The organism is Pseudomonas sp. RIT-PI-r (assembly GCF_001297015.1).
Taxonomy (GTDB): domain Bacteria; phylum Pseudomonadota; class Gammaproteobacteria; order Pseudomonadales; family Pseudomonadaceae; genus Aquipseudomonas.
This window is the reverse complement of record NZ_LIGE01000025.1, coordinates 201,227-217,133: the sequence shown is the minus strand read 5'-3', so window position 1 is coordinate 217,133 and position 15,907 is coordinate 201,227. Positions and strand designations below refer to the sequence as shown.

At 58.0% G+C, this 15,907-nt stretch carries 15 protein-coding genes and 2 pseudogenes; 6 read left to right on the top strand and 11 right to left on the bottom strand.

Going from position 1 to position 15,907, the window contains the following annotated elements; all coding sequences use genetic code 11:
- The first annotated feature begins 85 nt into the window (after positions 1-85).
- Together AK821_RS12910 and AK821_RS12905 are read left to right on the top strand one after the other, a co-directional pair.
- Positions 86-991: a LysR family transcriptional regulator gene (locus AK821_RS12910; RefSeq protein ID WP_064389999.1), complete on the top strand. Its 906-nt coding sequence runs from the start codon at positions 86-88 to the stop codon at positions 989-991.
- A gap of 195 nt (positions 992-1,186) precedes the next feature.
- Entirely contained in the window at positions 1,187-1,597 is a 411-nt protein-coding gene (locus AK821_RS12905) for a hypothetical protein (RefSeq protein WP_064389998.1), read from the top strand.
- 43 nt (positions 1,598-1,640) lie between these two features.
- On the opposite strand, the gene AK821_RS12900 is transcribed toward AK821_RS12905, so the two are convergent.
- The 6 genes from AK821_RS12900 to galB all read right to left on the bottom strand — a co-directional run bounded on the left by AK821_RS12900 (position 1,641) and on the right by galB (position 5,864).
- Entirely contained in the window at positions 1,641-2,102 is a 462-nt protein-coding gene (locus AK821_RS12900) for a hypothetical protein (protein ID WP_064389997.1), read from the bottom strand.
- Positions 2,103-2,256: 154 nt separating this feature from the next.
- The gene (locus tag AK821_RS12895; protein WP_064389996.1) at positions 2,257-2,526 is read right to left on the bottom strand and encodes a hypothetical protein; all 270 of its coding nucleotides are present in this window, start codon (positions 2,524-2,526) and stop codon (positions 2,257-2,259) included.
- Positions 2,527-2,725: 199 nt separating this feature from the next.
- Complete coding sequence (locus AK821_RS31035) at positions 2,726-2,944, bottom strand: hypothetical protein (RefSeq protein WP_236708309.1); 219 nt, start codon at positions 2,942-2,944, stop codon at positions 2,726-2,728.
- A 342-nt stretch (positions 2,945-3,286) separates the two neighbouring features.
- Complete coding sequence (locus AK821_RS12885; protein WP_064389994.1) at positions 3,287-4,414, bottom strand: 4-oxalomesaconate tautomerase; 1,128 nt, start codon at positions 4,412-4,414, stop codon at positions 3,287-3,289.
- A 2-nt stretch (positions 4,415-4,416) separates the two neighbouring features.
- Positions 4,417-5,133 (bottom strand): 4-carboxy-4-hydroxy-2-oxoadipate aldolase/oxaloacetate decarboxylase, encoded by a 717-nt coding sequence (locus AK821_RS12880; protein WP_064389993.1) that lies wholly within the window; start codon positions 5,131-5,133, stop codon positions 4,417-4,419.
- Positions 5,130-5,864, bottom strand: a complete 735-nt coding sequence (gene galB / locus AK821_RS12875) for a 4-oxalmesaconate hydratase (protein ID WP_064389992.1) — start codon at positions 5,862-5,864, stop codon at positions 5,130-5,132. Before galB ends, AK821_RS12880 begins: the two co-directional genes overlap by 4 nt.
- 155 nt (positions 5,865-6,019) lie before the next feature.
- Between galB and AK821_RS12870 the strand changes: the two genes are divergently transcribed.
- Positions 6,020-7,255, top strand: a complete 1,236-nt coding sequence (locus tag AK821_RS12870) for a LysR family transcriptional regulator (RefSeq protein ID WP_064389991.1) — start codon at positions 6,020-6,022, stop codon at positions 7,253-7,255.
- Here AK821_RS12870 and AK821_RS31030 read toward each other — a convergent pair.
- The 4 genes and pseudogenes from AK821_RS31030 to AK821_RS12855 all read right to left on the bottom strand — a co-directional run.
- Positions 7,230-7,328, bottom strand: a pseudogene (locus AK821_RS31030) (OprD family outer membrane porin); the annotation flags it as partial. The gene AK821_RS12870 and the pseudogene AK821_RS31030 overlap by 26 nt on opposite strands.
- Positions 7,328-7,522 (bottom strand): annotated as a pseudogene (locus AK821_RS12865) (OprD family outer membrane porin); the annotation flags it as partial. The pseudogenes AK821_RS12865 and AK821_RS31030, both read right to left, overlap by 1 nt.
- Positions 7,523-7,645: 123 nt before the next feature.
- Positions 7,646-8,908 (bottom strand): gallate dioxygenase, encoded by a 1,263-nt coding sequence (locus tag AK821_RS12860; RefSeq protein WP_064389989.1) that lies wholly within the window; start codon positions 8,906-8,908, stop codon positions 7,646-7,648.
- A gap of 24 nt (positions 8,909-8,932) precedes the next feature.
- Complete coding sequence (locus AK821_RS12855) at positions 8,933-10,270, bottom strand: MFS transporter (RefSeq protein WP_064389988.1); 1,338 nt, start codon at positions 10,268-10,270, stop codon at positions 8,933-8,935.
- A gap of 462 nt (positions 10,271-10,732) precedes the next feature.
- Here AK821_RS12855 and AK821_RS12850 point away from each other — a divergent pair, with 462 nt between their 5' ends.
- The 3 genes from AK821_RS12850 (at position 10,733) to AK821_RS12840 (ending at position 14,531) form a co-directional block, all read left to right on the top strand.
- Complete coding sequence (locus AK821_RS12850; protein WP_064389987.1) at positions 10,733-11,194, top strand: hypothetical protein; 462 nt, start codon at positions 10,733-10,735, stop codon at positions 11,192-11,194.
- Between the two features lie 548 nt (positions 11,195-11,742).
- Entirely contained in the window at positions 11,743-13,773 is a 2,031-nt protein-coding gene (locus AK821_RS12845) for an alkyl/aryl-sulfatase (protein ID WP_082355437.1), read from the top strand.
- Positions 13,774-13,862: 89 nt separating this feature from the next.
- On the top strand, positions 13,863-14,531 hold the full coding sequence (locus AK821_RS12840; protein ID WP_064389986.1) for a DUF3313 domain-containing protein: 669 nt from the start codon (positions 13,863-13,865) through the stop codon (positions 14,529-14,531).
- Between the two features lie 64 nt (positions 14,532-14,595).
- Here AK821_RS12840 and AK821_RS12835 read toward each other — a convergent pair whose 3' ends face one another.
- Positions 14,596-15,804 (bottom strand): MFS transporter, encoded by a 1,209-nt coding sequence (locus tag AK821_RS12835; RefSeq protein ID WP_064389985.1) that lies wholly within the window; start codon positions 15,802-15,804, stop codon positions 14,596-14,598.
- Positions 15,805-15,907 lie beyond the last annotated feature (103 nt).

Here is a 15,907-nt window from a genome sequence, read left to right as displayed (position 1 = left end):
CTCATCTATGCTGCCAATGCTACGATCCCGCCCTTTCAGGCGGTAGATAGCGTTTTTGGCAATCACCTTTGCGTAGGAGGCACAAGTGGATTTCAACGGCAGGTCAGGTGAAATGAGCGTGTTCACCACCGTGGCGCAGGAAGGCAGTCTGTCGGCCGCCGCACGTGCGTTGGGCCTGACACCCTCGGCAGTCAGTAGGATCATCGCGCGCACCGAGCAACGGCTTGGCACCCGCCTGCTATTGCGCACCACACGAGCGCTCACCTTCACCGCCGAGGGCGAAGCGTTCCTGCGCGGCGCCCGGCGTATCCTCGCCGACATGGACGAGGTCGAAGACGCCATCGCCGACCAAGGCGTGCCCAAGGGGCGATTGCGGGTCAGTGCCGCCCTTGGTCATGGACGCCTGGCCATCGTTCCATTGGTCGCAGCCTTCAGCGCGCGTTACCCGAACATCGTCGTCGACCTCACCCTCGGCGACGAAGTGGTCGACATTCTCGGCGGGCAGGCCGACGTCGCGGTGCGCTTCGGTCATCTGCCCGACAGCCCGCTGACCGCACGCAGGATTGGCACCACCGGCCAGGTCGTGGTGGCATCGCCCGAGTATCTGCAGCGCCACGGCGTCCCGCAGGAACCGGAAGACTTGCTACAGCACAACTGCCTGCGCTTCAATTTCAAGCGTGCCGAACCCAACTGGCCATTTATCGGCGATGGCAAAGCGTTTTCCCTGAAGGTCAGCGGCAACATCGAATGCAGCAGTGGTGAAGCGTTGGCACAATTCGCCCGAGTCGGTGCCGGCATTGCCCGTATCGGAGAGTTCAGCGTGAGCGAGGATCTGCAGCGCGGCGAGCTGATTGCGCTGCTGGAGGCCTGGAACCCCGGAGACCAGGAACCGATTCATGCGGTGTTCGTTGGTGGCGCGGCGATGCCGGCGCGGGTGCGATTGTTTGTGGACTTCTTGCTGGAGCATCACCGGATGTCAGCCGGGGCGTAAGCTGATATTTGCGGATACTCGTGAAGTTGATGGCTGTCGTTAAAGACAGATTTCGGCCAAGAGCAGCCGCCCACGCATGGCCTTTTCCAGCCCAAAACGATAATAATCGGAGCGGAGACGGCCTATTGAAAATTGGCGACATGGCTGAATCCGTCTCTTCTTCAGCATTCCATTATCGAAATCAGAGTAAGACTCATGGGCGCGCCCATCATTATCGGCAACAGCTATGACCTCTGGGTCAGCAACAGCATGAAAGATACTTTTTGCGATGTACTAACCGCTGTCGCGACCTTGGAAGGCCATGATGTGAAGGCCATATATGAGGAGGCACCAGGTGTGGCCGGCACCTATGGTGTTCCAGGCGTGGGTATCCTTCTCGACGAGTTCTATCTCTATCTTGGTGGATTTTCCGGGGTTCGACGCCACCTCGATGTTTGCCGAGTACGGCTAGACGAAGTCAGAGGATATTGCAGACTGTCGCCAGTTGCTGCCGAACGCATGGCACACCTACTGGCATGGGCCGCATACCATATGGATGGCAACCCGATACCTGTAGGCGGCTCTTTCTATGAAAGCTGGCCTCCTGGCGTAGCTGAAACAAGGTAATACCCGCCTGCTTTCAGCCAGAAGGGGAAGTTCGGTTCCTGTGTTAACCCCCAAATGAAAGCGGTCCGCAATACATCAGGGTGTTGCACATAACCATCTGGGCGACTATGAATCCCAAGGCAGTTCCCAGAAAGCCAATGCCCGCGACGATCCACGGCAAACTTGCTTTCACGCGGTATCTCAACAGCCAGGCCGACGCTGATGCACCAACCAACATGCCGGGCATTGAGAACACATGCCCGAGCCCAAACAACCCTTCGGGGTGGTCGAGGCTGGCGATGATGTTCATGTAGATCGACAGTGTGGCCACCGCCGCGGCTGTCGTACCAGTCAGAAACAGGGCAGGCGTTCGAAAAATCGAGCCCAGTACGAACACGGCTGCGGGGACTGCAACAAGGTAACCACTGCCTGTATACAGCGGGTTCGCACCTATACTGGCGTAAAGGAGAACCGGAGTGATTAACAGGATGGAATAGGCTAGATCATCTCTGCGGCCAACTGTCATCCCAATCCTCGCTTTCAGTATCGTGCTTGGTGGAATAGCGTAGCTGACGCAAACATTCTTGCTTGGAGGCTCCGTTTTGGGCCGATTACGGCCCTCACGACAGGCAGAGATCGGCCAAAAGCAGTCATCCTGGTTTAGCATTATCTGGAATGACTTAGGTTTCGACATCAAATCTGCCCAATAGCGCGGCGCCGTCAGTGGCACCTAAAATTTGATCGATCGCAGCGATTTTTTGGGATGCGTCGTCGAGCGCAAAGTCAGCATTGGTGTAAACAGCCTCCGCCTCGTTATGAAGTGCATAGGCAATATGCGCCGCCACGCGAACATTCGTCGGGGCGTCTACAACGCTACCCAGATAATCAACAAGTAAAGTCTTGATCTCTAGCAATGCGAGGGCGAGTAGTCTGTTTTGGTCTGTCTGCATATCGGGAACCTGGATATTGCAATGCGGGGTTCGAAACGAATTTCCCGAGGTTATACAAAACGTTGGATAGGCAAAAGCAAATGACCGCTCCGGGGCCGAAACATTTCGCTTATGACAGGCTGCTTCTGGCCGATAGCAGCTGATCACGAATGGCAAATTTCGGCCCAGCTTTTAAAACAAACGGAAGCAAGTATTCAGCTTACTGTCTGTGAGGTGCAACCCGCAGCAGTCGGCCGCTCAGGCGCAGGCCGTCACGCATATTCATCCCCATTAATGCGAGATTGGTGGCCCCTGCGATCAGTTCAATTACCTGCACGAAGTAAAAACGCGTATCCAGACTTCCCGCCGACGCCCATTGGTTAAGCAAAATGGCGCACGGCAGCAGAACCAACAGGCCATTGGCGGCAATGAATGGCATGCGTTTCTTCTTCAAAGCGACCAGTCGTCCTTGTCGTTTCCGACTCATTAACACTCCACTTGCACCGGTCGCAATCATTGCCGGTACCAGTATCCAAAGCCCGGGACTCACAATCAGGTGCTTGAGTGTGGCTGTCGAGTGTCGGGAGCCGATGAGTTCGACAAAAATGGTCGACAGAAAGAAGGTGGCGATCGATCAACGAGCTTTCACAGGGTCTGGCAGATCAAAGCGACTCACCCGCCGAGCTTCCACTGGATACAACAAAGCCCTGACTATTCAGGGCTTTGTCGGTTCTGGGCACGCGCGACCTGCTCCACATGGGTGGATCGCTTGCGCGTTTTTTCAGCTCTTTACGCGTACTTGCGAGAAGCACTCTCCTGATTGACCAACGGCTTTGCCACTCCAGATCGCTGATGGAATGCAGACGAGGCCATCAAACAACAACCGAGCCGTGCGCATCAGTCCGCACCCGAGCAATCGCTCGTCCTGCAAGCGCAACTCCACAGTGAACTCGCCCGTCGGATGTTCGATCGACAGGCGTTTCACCTCGCCCTCCTCCGCCACCGCCATGACCGCCGCCACACTGCCTTTGATCAGGCAGGCGGCAGCCACGCTGACCGCGCCGAACACGCCAATGCTGGTGTGGCAGCGATGGGGAATGAAACTGCGTGTAGTGATTGCACCACCTACCTGCGGCGGTGCAATCAGGCACATCTTCGGTACGTTGCGCTGACTCACATCACCCAGGTTCATGCGCCGCCCCGCTTGCATGCGGATGGACTCCAGACGCTGTTTCAGTGAAGCATTGACGTCGAGTTGCGCGGGACTCTCATAGCCACTGCAACCAAGCTCTTGCGCGTTGATCAGCACCACGGGCATGCCGTTATCGATGCAGGTCACTTCAACGCCGTCAATCACGTCCCGGGCGTTGCCGGTCGGCAGCATGGCGCCGCAGCTGGCGCCAGCGACATCCTCGAATTCGACAATCAGCGGTGCGGCCTGCCCCGGCACGCCGTCGATACGCGCGTCGCCGTCGTAGCGCGCCTCACCATCAGACGTTGGCACATGGGCGATGGCGATCTGTCCGGTGTTTTCCATGTAGATCCGCACTGGGGTGACATCGGCTGTCACTGCTACCAACCCACGCTCGATGGCGAACGGACCGACACCGGCGAGGATGTTTCCGCAGTTCTGACCGTAATCGACGCGCGGCTCATCCACCAGCGCTTGGGCGAAAAGGTAATCGACATCGGCACCCGCGCGGCTCGACGGTCTGACGATCGCCACTTTGCTGGTCAGCGAATCAGCGCCGCCAATGCCGTCGATCTGCCGCGCATCCGGCGAGCCCACCACCGCCAGCAGCACGCGGTCTCGCAGCGCAGGTTCTTGCGGTAAATCGTCGGCCAGAAAGTAAGCACCTTTCGACGTACCGCCGCGCATCAGCAGACAGGGAATGCGGGTCTGCGCCATGCTCAGTCTCCCAGTTCTTCAAGACTGTCGACGTAACGCAACCCCTTTTCCGCCAGGCGCGCGCGCATGTTGTAGATGTCCAGACCCAGTTCGCCCTTGGCCAGGCGCAGGGCCTTCTGTTCCTCCAGGTCGGCGCGGGCGCGACTGGCTTCGACGACTTGCTGCAGCTCGGTGCGTCGCACGACCACCACACCATCGTCATCAGCAACAACCACATCACCCGGGTGCACCAGTTGCCCGCCGCACACCAGCGGCAGGTTGACCGAGCCCAGGGTTTCTTTAATTGTGCCTTGCGCGCTGATGGCACGGGACCAGACCGGGAAGCCCATTTCGCGCAGGGTGTGGGTGTCGCGCACGCCCGCATCAATCACTAGCGCCCGAACGCCGTGGGCCTTGAGCGAGGTGGCCAAAAGGTCGCCGAAGTAGCCGTCGGTGCACGGCGAACTCGGTGCAACCACGAGAATATCGCCGGGCCGGCATTGTTCGACGGCCACGTGGAACATCCAGTTGTCACCCGGGGCGACCAGTACCGTGATGGCTGAACCACTGATCACCGAGCCTTGTTGAATCGGTCTGATCGAACTCGCGAACAGGCCTTTGCGACCCTGCGCTTCATGAATGGTCGCCACGCCGAAGCGTTTCAACTCATCGATTAGCGCTGCTTCGGCGCGCTGAATATTGCGCACGACAACGCCAGTCTTGCCGATATGTTCGCTCATCCCAGATTCTCCGTGACACGCGGGAAAATACTCTGGTAACCCTCGCCATGGACGATGTTGCGGGTTGAGGTGATCCCGACATTACGCTTGGCTTGCACCCCGCGTTGCAGGGCGACGCGCGTGTAGTACTCCCACAAATGCTCCTGCCCGGCCATGCACTGGATGGCCGCGTACTTCTTGTCCCAGACATCAGTGATGTCGAGCAGCACATCGGGGCGCCATTCGCATTGCTCGGGCTGGTGCGGCTCGAAACTGTAGACCGGCGGTGCGCCGACGATTTTCTCACCCGGTTTATAGCCTTCGGCCTGGGCGATGATGCGCGCCTCCTGGGTCAGGTTCATGGCCAGCGGGTGATCGTAGTTATACGGGTCCTTGAGCGAGTGACTGAGGACGAACTCCGGTTGCACCCGGCGGAACACATCGGCAAGACGGAACAAGGTTTCCTTGTCGGCGCGCATCGGGTAATCGCCGATATCGAAGAACTCGACACTGGCCCCGAGAATGTCGGCGGCGGCCTGAGCCTCTTCGCGACGTGCGGCTTTGACCTTGTCTTCGCTCATCTCGCCCTTGCGCCACAGCTTGGCGGATTCGCCGCGCTCGCCGAACGACAGGCAGACGATGTGAACGTGGTAACCCTGCTGTGCATGCAGGGCGATGGCGCCACCGGCACGCCAGACAAAATCGGCTGAGTGGGCGCTGACAACCAGCGCGTTTTTGGTTGAATCGATCATTGCGGATTCTCCTCTTGCGTTGCGAAAGAGCATCGCATCGCACCCCGCCGACGGAGTAATGCGTTCGAGTGTTCGAGGTATGCGTTTTTTTTATTGCCACTCGAAAATAGCGGCGGCATAGTCGTCGAATTCGCCGACCCGCAGAGCCCTTGCCCATGGAAAACCTTGAACTGCCGAGCCTGATGCACGTGCGCGCCTTCGTCCGCGTGGCTGATCACGGCAGCGTCTCCAAGGCGTCAATCGCGCTGTACCGGGCGCAATCGGTGGTCACCCGCTCCATTTCCGAGTTCGAAGAACGGCTGGGCGTGATGCTGTTCGAGCGCCACGCCAACGGTATGCGCCTGACCGATTTCGGTGAACGCTTGCTACCCCGTGCGCGAAGGGTATTGGCGGAGCTTGGGAGCGTGCCGACATTGCTCGGCCAAGGTGAGAAAGCCGCGATTGAACCGCTTTATCTGTTCCAGGCGCGACGCCTGCAAGTGTTCGTCAAACTCTGTGAAACCCAGCACATGCAGACAGTGGCCAACCTGCTGGGGCTGAGTCAGCCTGCGGTCAGTTCGACGCTGAAAGTGCTGGAAAATGGCTGCGGCCAATCGCTGTTCGAGCGCACGCCGCGTGGTTTGCAACCGACCCGCGCCAGTCATGACATCCTGTTTGCAATCCGCCGTGCGCTGAACGAACTGCGCCATATCGACAGCGACATCACCGCCCTTCGTGGTGCCTTGCACGGTGTTGTGCACGTCGGCGCCCTGCCCCTCGGCCGCACCCGCATCCTGCCCGAGGCCATCGTGCGCCTGATGGCAGAGCATCCCGGCATTCAAGTGATCACCAATGAGAGTCCCTTCGACCTGCTGGCGACCGAGTTGCGTGCCGGCGATGTGGATTTCATTTTGGGTGCACTGCGTTCATCGACTTATGCCAGCGACTTGGTCGGTGAGTCACTGCTGACAGAGGAAATGGTCGTGCTTGCGCGGCGTGATCATCCGCTCTACGGCAAAACCGGCCTGCAAGATCATCTCGCTAACGCGCAGTGGGTATTGCCGCGCGCCGGTTCTCCGGCGCGCAAAATGCTCGACGACTGCTTCGTCGGTTTCGGCATTCCGGCGCCTTCCCCGGTGGTGGAAAGCGCCGACATGGCGATCATTCGCGGACTGTTGTTACGCTCGGACATGCTCGCGGCCGTTTCAGCGCATCAACTGGAACAGGAGATCGCGTCCGGCGAGTTGTGCATTTTGCCGCTGGAATTGAAACAGACCGTCAGAGCCATTGGTCTGACCTACCGCAGCGGTTGCCTGCACTCACCCGTCGCGCAGGCGTTGATGGAGATGATCCGCCGAGTGATCCGAACTCAGGCCAATGAGGCGCTTAAAGCAGGCTCAACGGATAGCTGATGATCAAGCGATTCTCGTCGAACTCATTGCTGCTGTAATCGCGGCGAATGCTCGAGTTGCGCCAGCGCAGGTTATGAAATTCTGCGTCCATTCCTCGGCTTTGCCCTGCGCATTGGCCGGGTTGGTGAAATTACGATTGATGTAGAAGTTGCGCAGGTTGAGATTGGCGCTGGCGTCTTCCACAAAGCCTGCGGCGCTCGCCTCGACAGGCAGAGCACAAACGGCGGACAGCGTGAAGACTACGCGGGTATTGGCGGTGATTTTCATTGTTATTGTTATCCATTTTTTTGGGATGAAGCAGTCCGCTACGCCCGCATGAGCCGGGCGCAGTGAAGTCATTCAATGGTGTTGCGAAGCGGCCCGGAACGAGCCGCCGATGACGCCGTGTCGTTAGCGTGGGGCCTTGCCCGCTACCGAATAGAGCACCTGCTGATTACGGGTTTTCATGAATTCCTCGAGGCTTTGTCCGCGCATCGCCGCGTAGATCTGCAGATTCGGCACCCCGACCACGGCAGCGAGCTTTTCCAGCACGAAAAAAATCGCCCCGTAGTGAATCAATCCGCGCCAGTCGCGACGTCGCAGCAGATCCCGCTCTTCATCGCTCAGCCCTGCTTCATCGAACAGCGCCTCGGGTTGGTCGAGGAAACGCTGACGCCAATGCGGTTCGATCATGCGGTGCAAAAACTTGTTCAACCGATAGCCCTTGGCGCTGCGTTCCAGGGTGAACGGATAGGTGCCTTCAAGCTTCTCGATACCCGCCAACTGATGCTGCATGTGCTGCAAGTGCCGCGCAACGACGTCGACGGGAACGGCTCGATCCTGGTTTTCCAGCAGCAGTGTGGCAATGCCGGTCATCGAAGGCAGGTAGTAATCCTGGTGCAGGTTTTTCACCGTGGCCGACAGCGCGCCGCGCATGATCAGCCAGGTGATCACTTCCGAACCTTCCATACCCCCCAGCGCGGCGTACTCGGCGTGGGTCATTTCGGTCAGGCGCTCGGGATCATTGACCAACAGGTCAATGAACTGCTGGTCCCACTCCGGGTTGTTGAAACCACAGCGCTCGCCGTGCACCTGGTGGGAAACGCCGCCGGTCGCGACGATGGCCACTTTCAAGTCCTCGGGGTAGCTTTCAATCGCCCGGCGCAGCGCCTGACCCAACTTGTAGCAACGCCGCGCACTCGGCACCGGGAACTGCAACACGCCAACCTGCAGCGGCACGATTTCCACCGGCCAGTCCGGCTCGCACGGCAACAGCGCCGACATCGGCGAGAAGAAGCCATGATCGAGCGGCTTGTCACGGAAGAAACTCATGTCGAATTCATCCGCCACCAGGCTCTCGCCGATGTGCCGTGACAGCGCCGCATGGCCAGCGATCCCCGGTAACTCGCGTGGATTACCGCCCTCATCGGCGACTTCGTAACGCTCATCGACACCGAGGGAAAAGGCACCATAGTGATCAAAGAAAAACGACGTCACGTGGTCATTGAAGATATAGAACAGCACATCCGGTTGCTGCTCCTTCAGCCACACCTTGATCGGCTCAAAGCCACGGAAGATCGGCGCCCAGGCGGCCTCATGCTGCTTGTCGTGATCGACCGCAAAGCCGATGGTCGGGGTGTGAGATACAGCGAGGCCACCAATGATGCGTGCCATAACGAGTTCCTTTGTTGAAAAAGATTAATGCGCCAGCAAAGCCCGACTGACTCGGCGCCGTGCATGACCGTTGGCCAGGATCGCCAGTGCAGCGATAAAGGCAGGCACGCTCAACAGGGCAAACAGCAGCGGCAACCCCAGCCCGAGGCTGAGCACCGCGCCACCGATGAGTGAACCAAAGATAGCCCCGAAGCGGCCGATACCCAGCATCCAGCTGACGCCCGTGGCGCGGCAGTCCGTCGAGTAGTAACCGGGCGCGAAAGCATTGAGGCCGGTTTGCGCGCCGCTCATACAGAAACCTGCCGCCACCACGCCGAATGCCAGCAGGCCCGACTCAAGGCTGAAGGCGCCCAGCAGCAGAATGAAAGCGCCACCCAGAGCGTAAGACGTGGCAATCACCGCGTTCGGATTTCGCCGGTCCATCGCCCACCCAACCACGATGGCGCCGACAGTACCGCCAATCTGGAACAGTCCGGTGATGGTCGCGGCCCGTTCGATGGACAGCCCACCTTCACGCAGCAGGGTCGGCATCCAGCCCATGGTCAGGTAGATCACCAGCAACCCCATGAAGTAAGTTGCCCACAAGGCGAGAGTGCCGAAACGATAGTGATCGGTGAAGAGCAAGCGCAGCGGTGCTTTTTGCTGAGCCTGCGGTTCGGCGATGACGAATTTCGTCGCTGCGCTGAACGTGCCGCCCAGCTTGTTCAGCACCTTGGCAATCTGACTGGCGGGCGCGTTGCGTGCGGCGAGAAAACGCGCCGACTCAGGCAGCAACAGCCACATCAACGGCAGCAGCAACATCGGCAGAATCCCGCCGGCGAGCAACACCGACTGCCAGCCGTGATGGGGAATCAACCACGCGGCGAGAAATCCGCCCAACCCCGACCCCATATTGAATCCGGTGAACATGATCGTGATGAACAGTGACCGATTGCGTTCCGGCAAATACTCGGAAAGCAGTGTGGTGGTGTTTGGCAACGCTGCGCCCAGCGCCACACCGGTCAGCAGACGCAAGGCAGCCAGCTCGTAGGGATTACGTGCAAAGGCGCATGCAAGGCTGAGCACGCTGAAGCCAGTCACCGCCGTCAGGAGCACCTTTTTGCGGCCGATTCGGTCGGCGTAAGGGCCAGCGGTCAGCGCGCCGATCGCCAGCCCAATCATGCCCGCGCTCATCACCGGGCCGAACGCCGCTTTCGACAATCCCCATTCTTGAATCAGCGAGGGGGCAATAAACCCCATCACCGCGACGTCGAAGCCATCGAAAAGCACGATAAAAAAACATAAACCCATAATCAGCCACTGGTACGGGACCACTTTGCGGTTGTCGATCCATGCTTTGATATCGACCGTTTCACTACTCATGCTGTCACCTTCTTATTTTTGTAGAAGTCCCGACGGACAAGGCCTGTAAGTAGACCGTCCACGCTGAACGATGGAGGTGACTGTAAAGCCGCAGGTATACCGCCCGCCTCTGGGAAATCCTTAAGCAGGTATCGGTTTTTCTTATCGGGGGATGAACAGAGATAAAAACAGAGCGTGGTAGAACGAGGGGTTGATGACCGTGGCGCTAGCGGCCGCTAGAGGATGACGAAACGCTAATAACTGCTGCGTAATCGGTTCGCTCAACCGTTTCTCACGCACGACGGACGGCACGCCATTGCGCGCGACCTTGAATCCCTCCAGCGCCCGGACATGCTCCGGCGTAGTCCGCAAGCCCCTGATTTACACAACAACCCTTATGTAATCCAAAAACACGCCGATACCGTGCAGCAGCATGGAAGCACCGCTGCAACACTGACTCCCTGGAAGGAAGGAACCCGATCAATGTTGGAATACCTCTGGCGCAACATCCATTCCCCGGACTACTTGCCCAACGTACTGGAATGGATGATCCATATTCTCCTCAGCCCGTTCATGGTGATCATGTGCCTGATGGTCGGGGCGCTTGCCGGCAAATGGTGGAGAGCACTGCCCTACGGCAGTCTGACTTGTTATGTGGTCTTTCTGAGCCGGTCTTCTTTCTATCGGTGGGAAAGCATTTTCCCCATAGCCGGCCTGCCTGCGCTGGCGATTGATGGCGCGCTGTTGGCGCTCCTCGGTTTTTACTTGAAAGGCGTACTCAGAACCCGCGCAGACGCAAAACCCGAAGGCCATTGGCTGCGCAGGCTTTATCAAGGCCTTAGGGTCGTCATGCTGACAGTCATGGTGTTGTTCTGGGGAATCGTCGTGCTGTTTGTCGTGGTCTTCACTGTCTCGGTCGCGACCCAACCGCCATTGGTGCACTAAGCAGCCTTCTGCTGGCCAGCGGCTGTACGAAAAACCGCAGAATGGCAACCAGTAAGTGTTCGTACGGAGCCTGAAATCCCGATCAGACAGATAGCATCAACCTGTTTTCGGGCATCTGCTTTCGGCCAGACCCTTAGGTTCATGACCGAACACTTTGCCGTGGAAAACCTCGTATGCATGGCCATTTGCGGCCGTCTTGGTAGTCATTAACTGGCCAGCGGAATCACCGCTCGTCGCCTCATGTAGGCATGTAACCGCAATGCTCGGCAATGCAGCCATCGATTGAGTCGCAATGCGTGGCTCGACCTGTACAACAACTTTACAAGCTACTGATATACATAGAATTAATTTTTTTCAATGCATTGGTCTGAAAGTTTTCCACCCATTGAAATCCTCAGTTTGTCATCACTTACGATAAAATTTGTTTCACTTGATTTCTAAAATCGGTCGGTTTTTTCCTTGGCCAACCGAGAATTCCTACTACCTTCAAATGGGCTTGTTTTTGCGCTTTAGGCTTAGCGCATTCCTACTATGAAGGAGCGTAGAAGATGGTCTTGGGAATTCACTCGACAGTGCAACGTCAATCCGGAGGGGAATGGCGTTCGTTGAAATTGGCTGGCGCCGCTTTTTCGTTGGTAGCGGCCATAGCATTGGCTTCGCAAGCTCTCGCGGCTGATGGGGAAAAGCCAAAGGCTGCCTCGGAAGCCACCAAGGCAGCGAACAATGCGTTGCTAAATGAGCTGCCGTTCAACGACAAGACCTCGTTTGAACTGGCGCACAAAGGCTTTATAGCGCCGTTGCCGTCGACGGTCATAAAAGGAGGGGCGGGCAATGTCATTTGGGACCCTGCCAAGTATGCCTTTATCAAGGAAGGCGAGGCTGCACCGGACACTACCAACCCAAGCCTGTGGCGTCAGTCTCAACTGATCAATATTTCTGGTCTGTTCGAAGTCACCGATGGCATCTATCAGGTGCGTAACTACGATCTTTCGAACATGACCATCGTTGAGGGTAAGGACGGCATCACCATCTTTGACCCATTGATTTCCACCGAAACCGCGAAGGCAGCCCTCGATCTTTACTATCAGCACCGGCCGAAAAAACCAGTGGTAGCAGTGATCTATACCCACAGCCACGTTGATCACTATGGTGGCGTACGTGGGGTGATCAACGAAGACGATGTAAAGGCCGGAAAGGTCAAGGTTTACGCTCCTCTGGGCTTCGTCGAACACGCAGTGGCAGAAAACGTCATGGCCGGCACCGCCATGAGCCGCCGGGCCAGTTACATGTACGGCAACCTGCTACCTCCTTCGGCGACTGGTCAGTTGGGCGCGGGCCTGGGCACCACCACGTCGGCCGGCACCGTGACACTGATACCTCCGACCGACATCATCAAGACCACCGGTGAAACCCACGTTATCGACGGCCTGACCTACCAGTTCCTTTATGCGCCCGGCAGTGAAGCACCGGCGGAAATGCTCTATTACATCAAAGAGAAAAAGGCGCTCAACACTGCCGAGGACTCCACCCATACCCTGCACAACACCTACTCGCTGCGCGGCGCGAAGATCCGCGAACCGCTTCCATGGTCCAAGTACCTCAACGAAGCGCTGAAACTGTGGGGTGACGATGTACAGGTGATGTACGCCATGCACCACTGGCCAGTCTGGGGCAACAAGGAAGTGCGTGAGCAATTGTCTTCCCAGCGCGACATGTACCGCTACATCAACGATGAAACCCTGCGGATGATCAACAAGGGTTACACGATGGTGGAGATTGCCGAGCAGTTCAAACTGCCCAAGGCGATCGCCAACAAGTTCTCCAATCGTGGTTATTACGGTTCGGTGAACCATAACGTCAAGGCCACCTATGTGCTGTACCTTGGCTGGTTTACCGGCAACCCGGCCACATTGAATGTATTGCCTCCGGAGGAAGGCGCCAAACATTACGTGGAAATGATGGGCGGCGAAGACGCCGTGCTCAAGAAGGCCAAGGAGTACATGGATAAAGGCGAATTCCGCTGGGTCGCCGAAGTGGTCAATCATGTGGTGTTTGCCAACCCGAGCAACCAAGCGGCGAAAAACCTGCAAGCCGATGCGCTTGAGCAGTTGGGTTACCAGGCCGAAAGCGGCCCATGGCGCAATTTCTACCTCACCGGAGCACAGGAACTGCGCGATGGAGTGAGGAAACTGCCTACTCCGGACACGGCCAGTCCGGACACTGTTCGCGCCATGGATCTCGATTTGTTCTTCGATTTCCTGGCCATGCGCCTCAATGGTCCGAAAGCGGATGGCAAGCGTTTGTCGCTCAACTTTGACTTCACTGACCTGAAGCAGAAGTACTCAGTGGAAATGGAGAACGGCGTGCTTAACCACACTGAAGGCGTTGAAGGCAAAGACGCTGATGCCAAAGTGACCCTGACTCGCGACACCTTGAACAAAATCGTGCTGAAAGAAGCCACCCTGAAGGACGCCTTGGCCAAGGGTGATATCAAAGTCGACGGCACGCAGGGCAAGCTCGAAGAGTTGGTGTCGTACATGGATGACTTCGATTTCTGGTTCAACATCGTCACGCCGTAACGACCGAGTCAGTTGATGTTGGTCTGCGGTAGCGATTCAAAACGCTGCCGTAGACCAGCGTCACCAGTATTTCGACAATGGAGCTTCTCATGCGATTCAAAGCACTCGCTGTACCGTTGTGTGTGCTGTCTCTGGCCCTTTCCGGCTGTGCCAGCAAGTACGTGGACCCCGAGCAGTACTCCGGATTTCTCGGCGACTACAGCGTCCTGAAGGAAGAGAAATCTCCTTCGGGTGCAGCTGTCATGCGCTGGATTGATCCGAAAGTCGATGTCAGCAAATTCACCAGCGTTTACGTCGAACCCAGTCAGCTCTTTCCCAAGCCGCAACCTACCGCAAAAATCCCGCAAAAGACCCTCAACGGCATCACCCAGTATTACGATCAAACGTTGAAAAATGCGTTTTCCAGTGCGCTTCCACTCGCCAGCGGCCCAGGGCCTGGCGTGCTGGTGGTACGTCCGGCTATCACCGCAGCCAGTGCCAAAACCAAGGGGCTGCGTCCGTATGAAGTCATTCCGATTGCCTTGGTGGCCGCCGGCGTCAGTGCCGCCACCGGTATTCGTGATCAGGACACCAGTCTGGCGACCGAAGCGGCGTTTCTCGATGGAAGTGACAACAAACTGGTCGCCGAAGTGGTGCGCAAGGGCGCCGGCGCTGACCTCGACAACTCCGCACAGGTTCTGGAGGCCAATGACTTCAAAGCGGTGCTCGATGTCTGGGCGCGGGACATGGTCAAGTCATATGAGCAACTGAAGAAATAGCGCCGACCACGGCCACCTGACGTGAGCCTGCCGAGGTTAGTGGTACGCGAAACGGCTGCTCCTCTCAAGCAGTCGCATTCGCCTCGACAAGATGAACCTCCGTGGCATTGCGCCCCGCCAACCAGGCCAGCACAGACGCGACGACCAACACCGCAGCGCTAAGCTCGAATGTAGCTTTGTAACCGCTCAGGTCAAAAGCCAGACCGCCAATGATTGCGCCTCCCGCGATTGCCAGTTGCACAATGGCTACCAGCAGTCCGCCTCCGGCTTCCGCATCATCCGGCAGCGTCTGCGCCAGCCATGTCCACCAGCCGACCGGCGCGGCCGTGGCAACCAGTCCCCAAAGTCCGAGCAACACGGCGGTCAGCAGCGGTGATTTGCCGAAGCTGACCAACGCCAGCGCGATGGCCGCCATGATCAGCGGGATGACGGTCAACGTGCGGTAGAGGCCGCGACCCATAAACCGTTCGATCAGAAAGGTGCCGATAAAACCGGCCAGTCCCAACCCCAGCAGCATCAACGACAAGGTTGAAACACTGACGCCCGTCACGCCTTCAAGAAAGGGCCGCAGGTAGGTGAACAGCATGAACTGGCCCATGAAAAACACGCTGACGGCGACCATGCCCAAGGCCACTGGCAATTGTTTCATCAACCGCAGAACGTTGCCGCTTCCGGCCTGGCGCTCGACCTTGAAGGACGGCAGGCTGATCAGCAGCCACACGGCGGCCAGCACTGCGACTGGGACCACGCAGAAGAACGCGCCGCGCCAGCCGATCAGCGAGCCAAGAAAGCTCCCCGCCGGAGCGGCGATGACCGTGGCCAAGGCGTTACCGCCATTGACGATGGCCAGCGCTCGCGAAACCTGTTCGGGCTTCACCAGACGCATTGCAGTCGCCGCCGACAGTGACCAGAAGCCGCCAATCGCTATCCCGATCAGGGCACGCCCAAACATGAATGACGGATAACCCGGCGCGACCGCGACGACCGTACCGGAGACGATCATCAGCAAGGTCAGGCCCAGCAGCAATTTCTTGCGTTCGATGCGCGCGGCGACCGAGGCGATCAACAGGCTGGTGATCAAGGCAAAGGCGCCCGACACGGAAATCCCCTGCCCGGCCTGGCCTTCAGTGATGTGCAGTTCTGCCGCAATCGGCGTCAGCAGACTGACCGGCATGAATTCTGAAGCGACCAAGGCGAATGCGGCCAGCGACATGGCCAGCACGGCGCTCCAGCCGCCTGTTCTTTTAGAAGGATCTGTAGAACGAAATGTCATTGGAACGACCTGTGGTGCGAAAAACGTAAGGGTGTGATGCGCAGGGGCAAGCATTTTGTCGCTCTTGCGAGCACTGCCCCTGTAACAGATAGACACATTCTCC

Excerpts from the sequence above, each read along its gene's own strand:
- AK821_RS12905 (WP_064389998.1), top strand. The coding sequence starts at position 1,187 with ATGGGCGCGCCCATCATTATCGGCAACAGCTATGACCTCTGGGTCAGC.
- AK821_RS12900 (WP_064389997.1), bottom strand. The coding sequence starts at position 2,102 with ATGACAGTTGGCCGCAGAGATGATCTAGCCTATTCCATCCTGTTAATC.
- AK821_RS12895 (WP_064389996.1), bottom strand. The coding sequence starts at position 2,526 with ATGCAGACAGACCAAAACAGACTACTCGCCCTCGCATTGCTAGAGATC.
- AK821_RS31035 (WP_236708309.1), bottom strand. The coding sequence starts at position 2,944 with ATGCCATTCATTGCCGCCAATGGCCTGTTGGTTCTGCTGCCGTGCGCC.
- AK821_RS12885 (WP_064389994.1), bottom strand. The coding sequence starts at position 4,414 with ATGGCGCAGACCCGCATTCCCTGTCTGCTGATGCGCGGCGGTACGTCG.
- AK821_RS12880 (WP_064389993.1), bottom strand. The coding sequence starts at position 5,133 with ATGAGCGAACATATCGGCAAGACTGGCGTTGTCGTGCGCAATATTCAG.
- galB (WP_064389992.1), bottom strand. The coding sequence starts at position 5,864 with ATGATCGATTCAACCAAAAACGCGCTGGTTGTCAGCGCCCACTCAGCC.
- AK821_RS12870 (WP_064389991.1), top strand. The coding sequence starts at position 6,020 with ATGGAAAACCTTGAACTGCCGAGCCTGATGCACGTGCGCGCCTTCGTC.
- AK821_RS12860 (WP_064389989.1), bottom strand. The coding sequence starts at position 8,908 with ATGGCACGCATCATTGGTGGCCTCGCTGTATCTCACACCCCGACCATC.
- AK821_RS12855 (WP_064389988.1), bottom strand. The coding sequence starts at position 10,270 with ATGAGTAGTGAAACGGTCGATATCAAAGCATGGATCGACAACCGCAAA.
- AK821_RS12850 (WP_064389987.1), top strand. The coding sequence starts at position 10,733 with ATGTTGGAATACCTCTGGCGCAACATCCATTCCCCGGACTACTTGCCC.
- AK821_RS12845 (WP_082355437.1), top strand. The coding sequence starts at position 11,743 with ATGGTCTTGGGAATTCACTCGACAGTGCAACGTCAATCCGGAGGGGAA.
- AK821_RS12840 (WP_064389986.1), top strand. The coding sequence starts at position 13,863 with ATGCGATTCAAAGCACTCGCTGTACCGTTGTGTGTGCTGTCTCTGGCC.
- AK821_RS12835 (WP_064389985.1), bottom strand. The coding sequence starts at position 15,804 with ATGACATTTCGTTCTACAGATCCTTCTAAAAGAACAGGCGGCTGGAGC.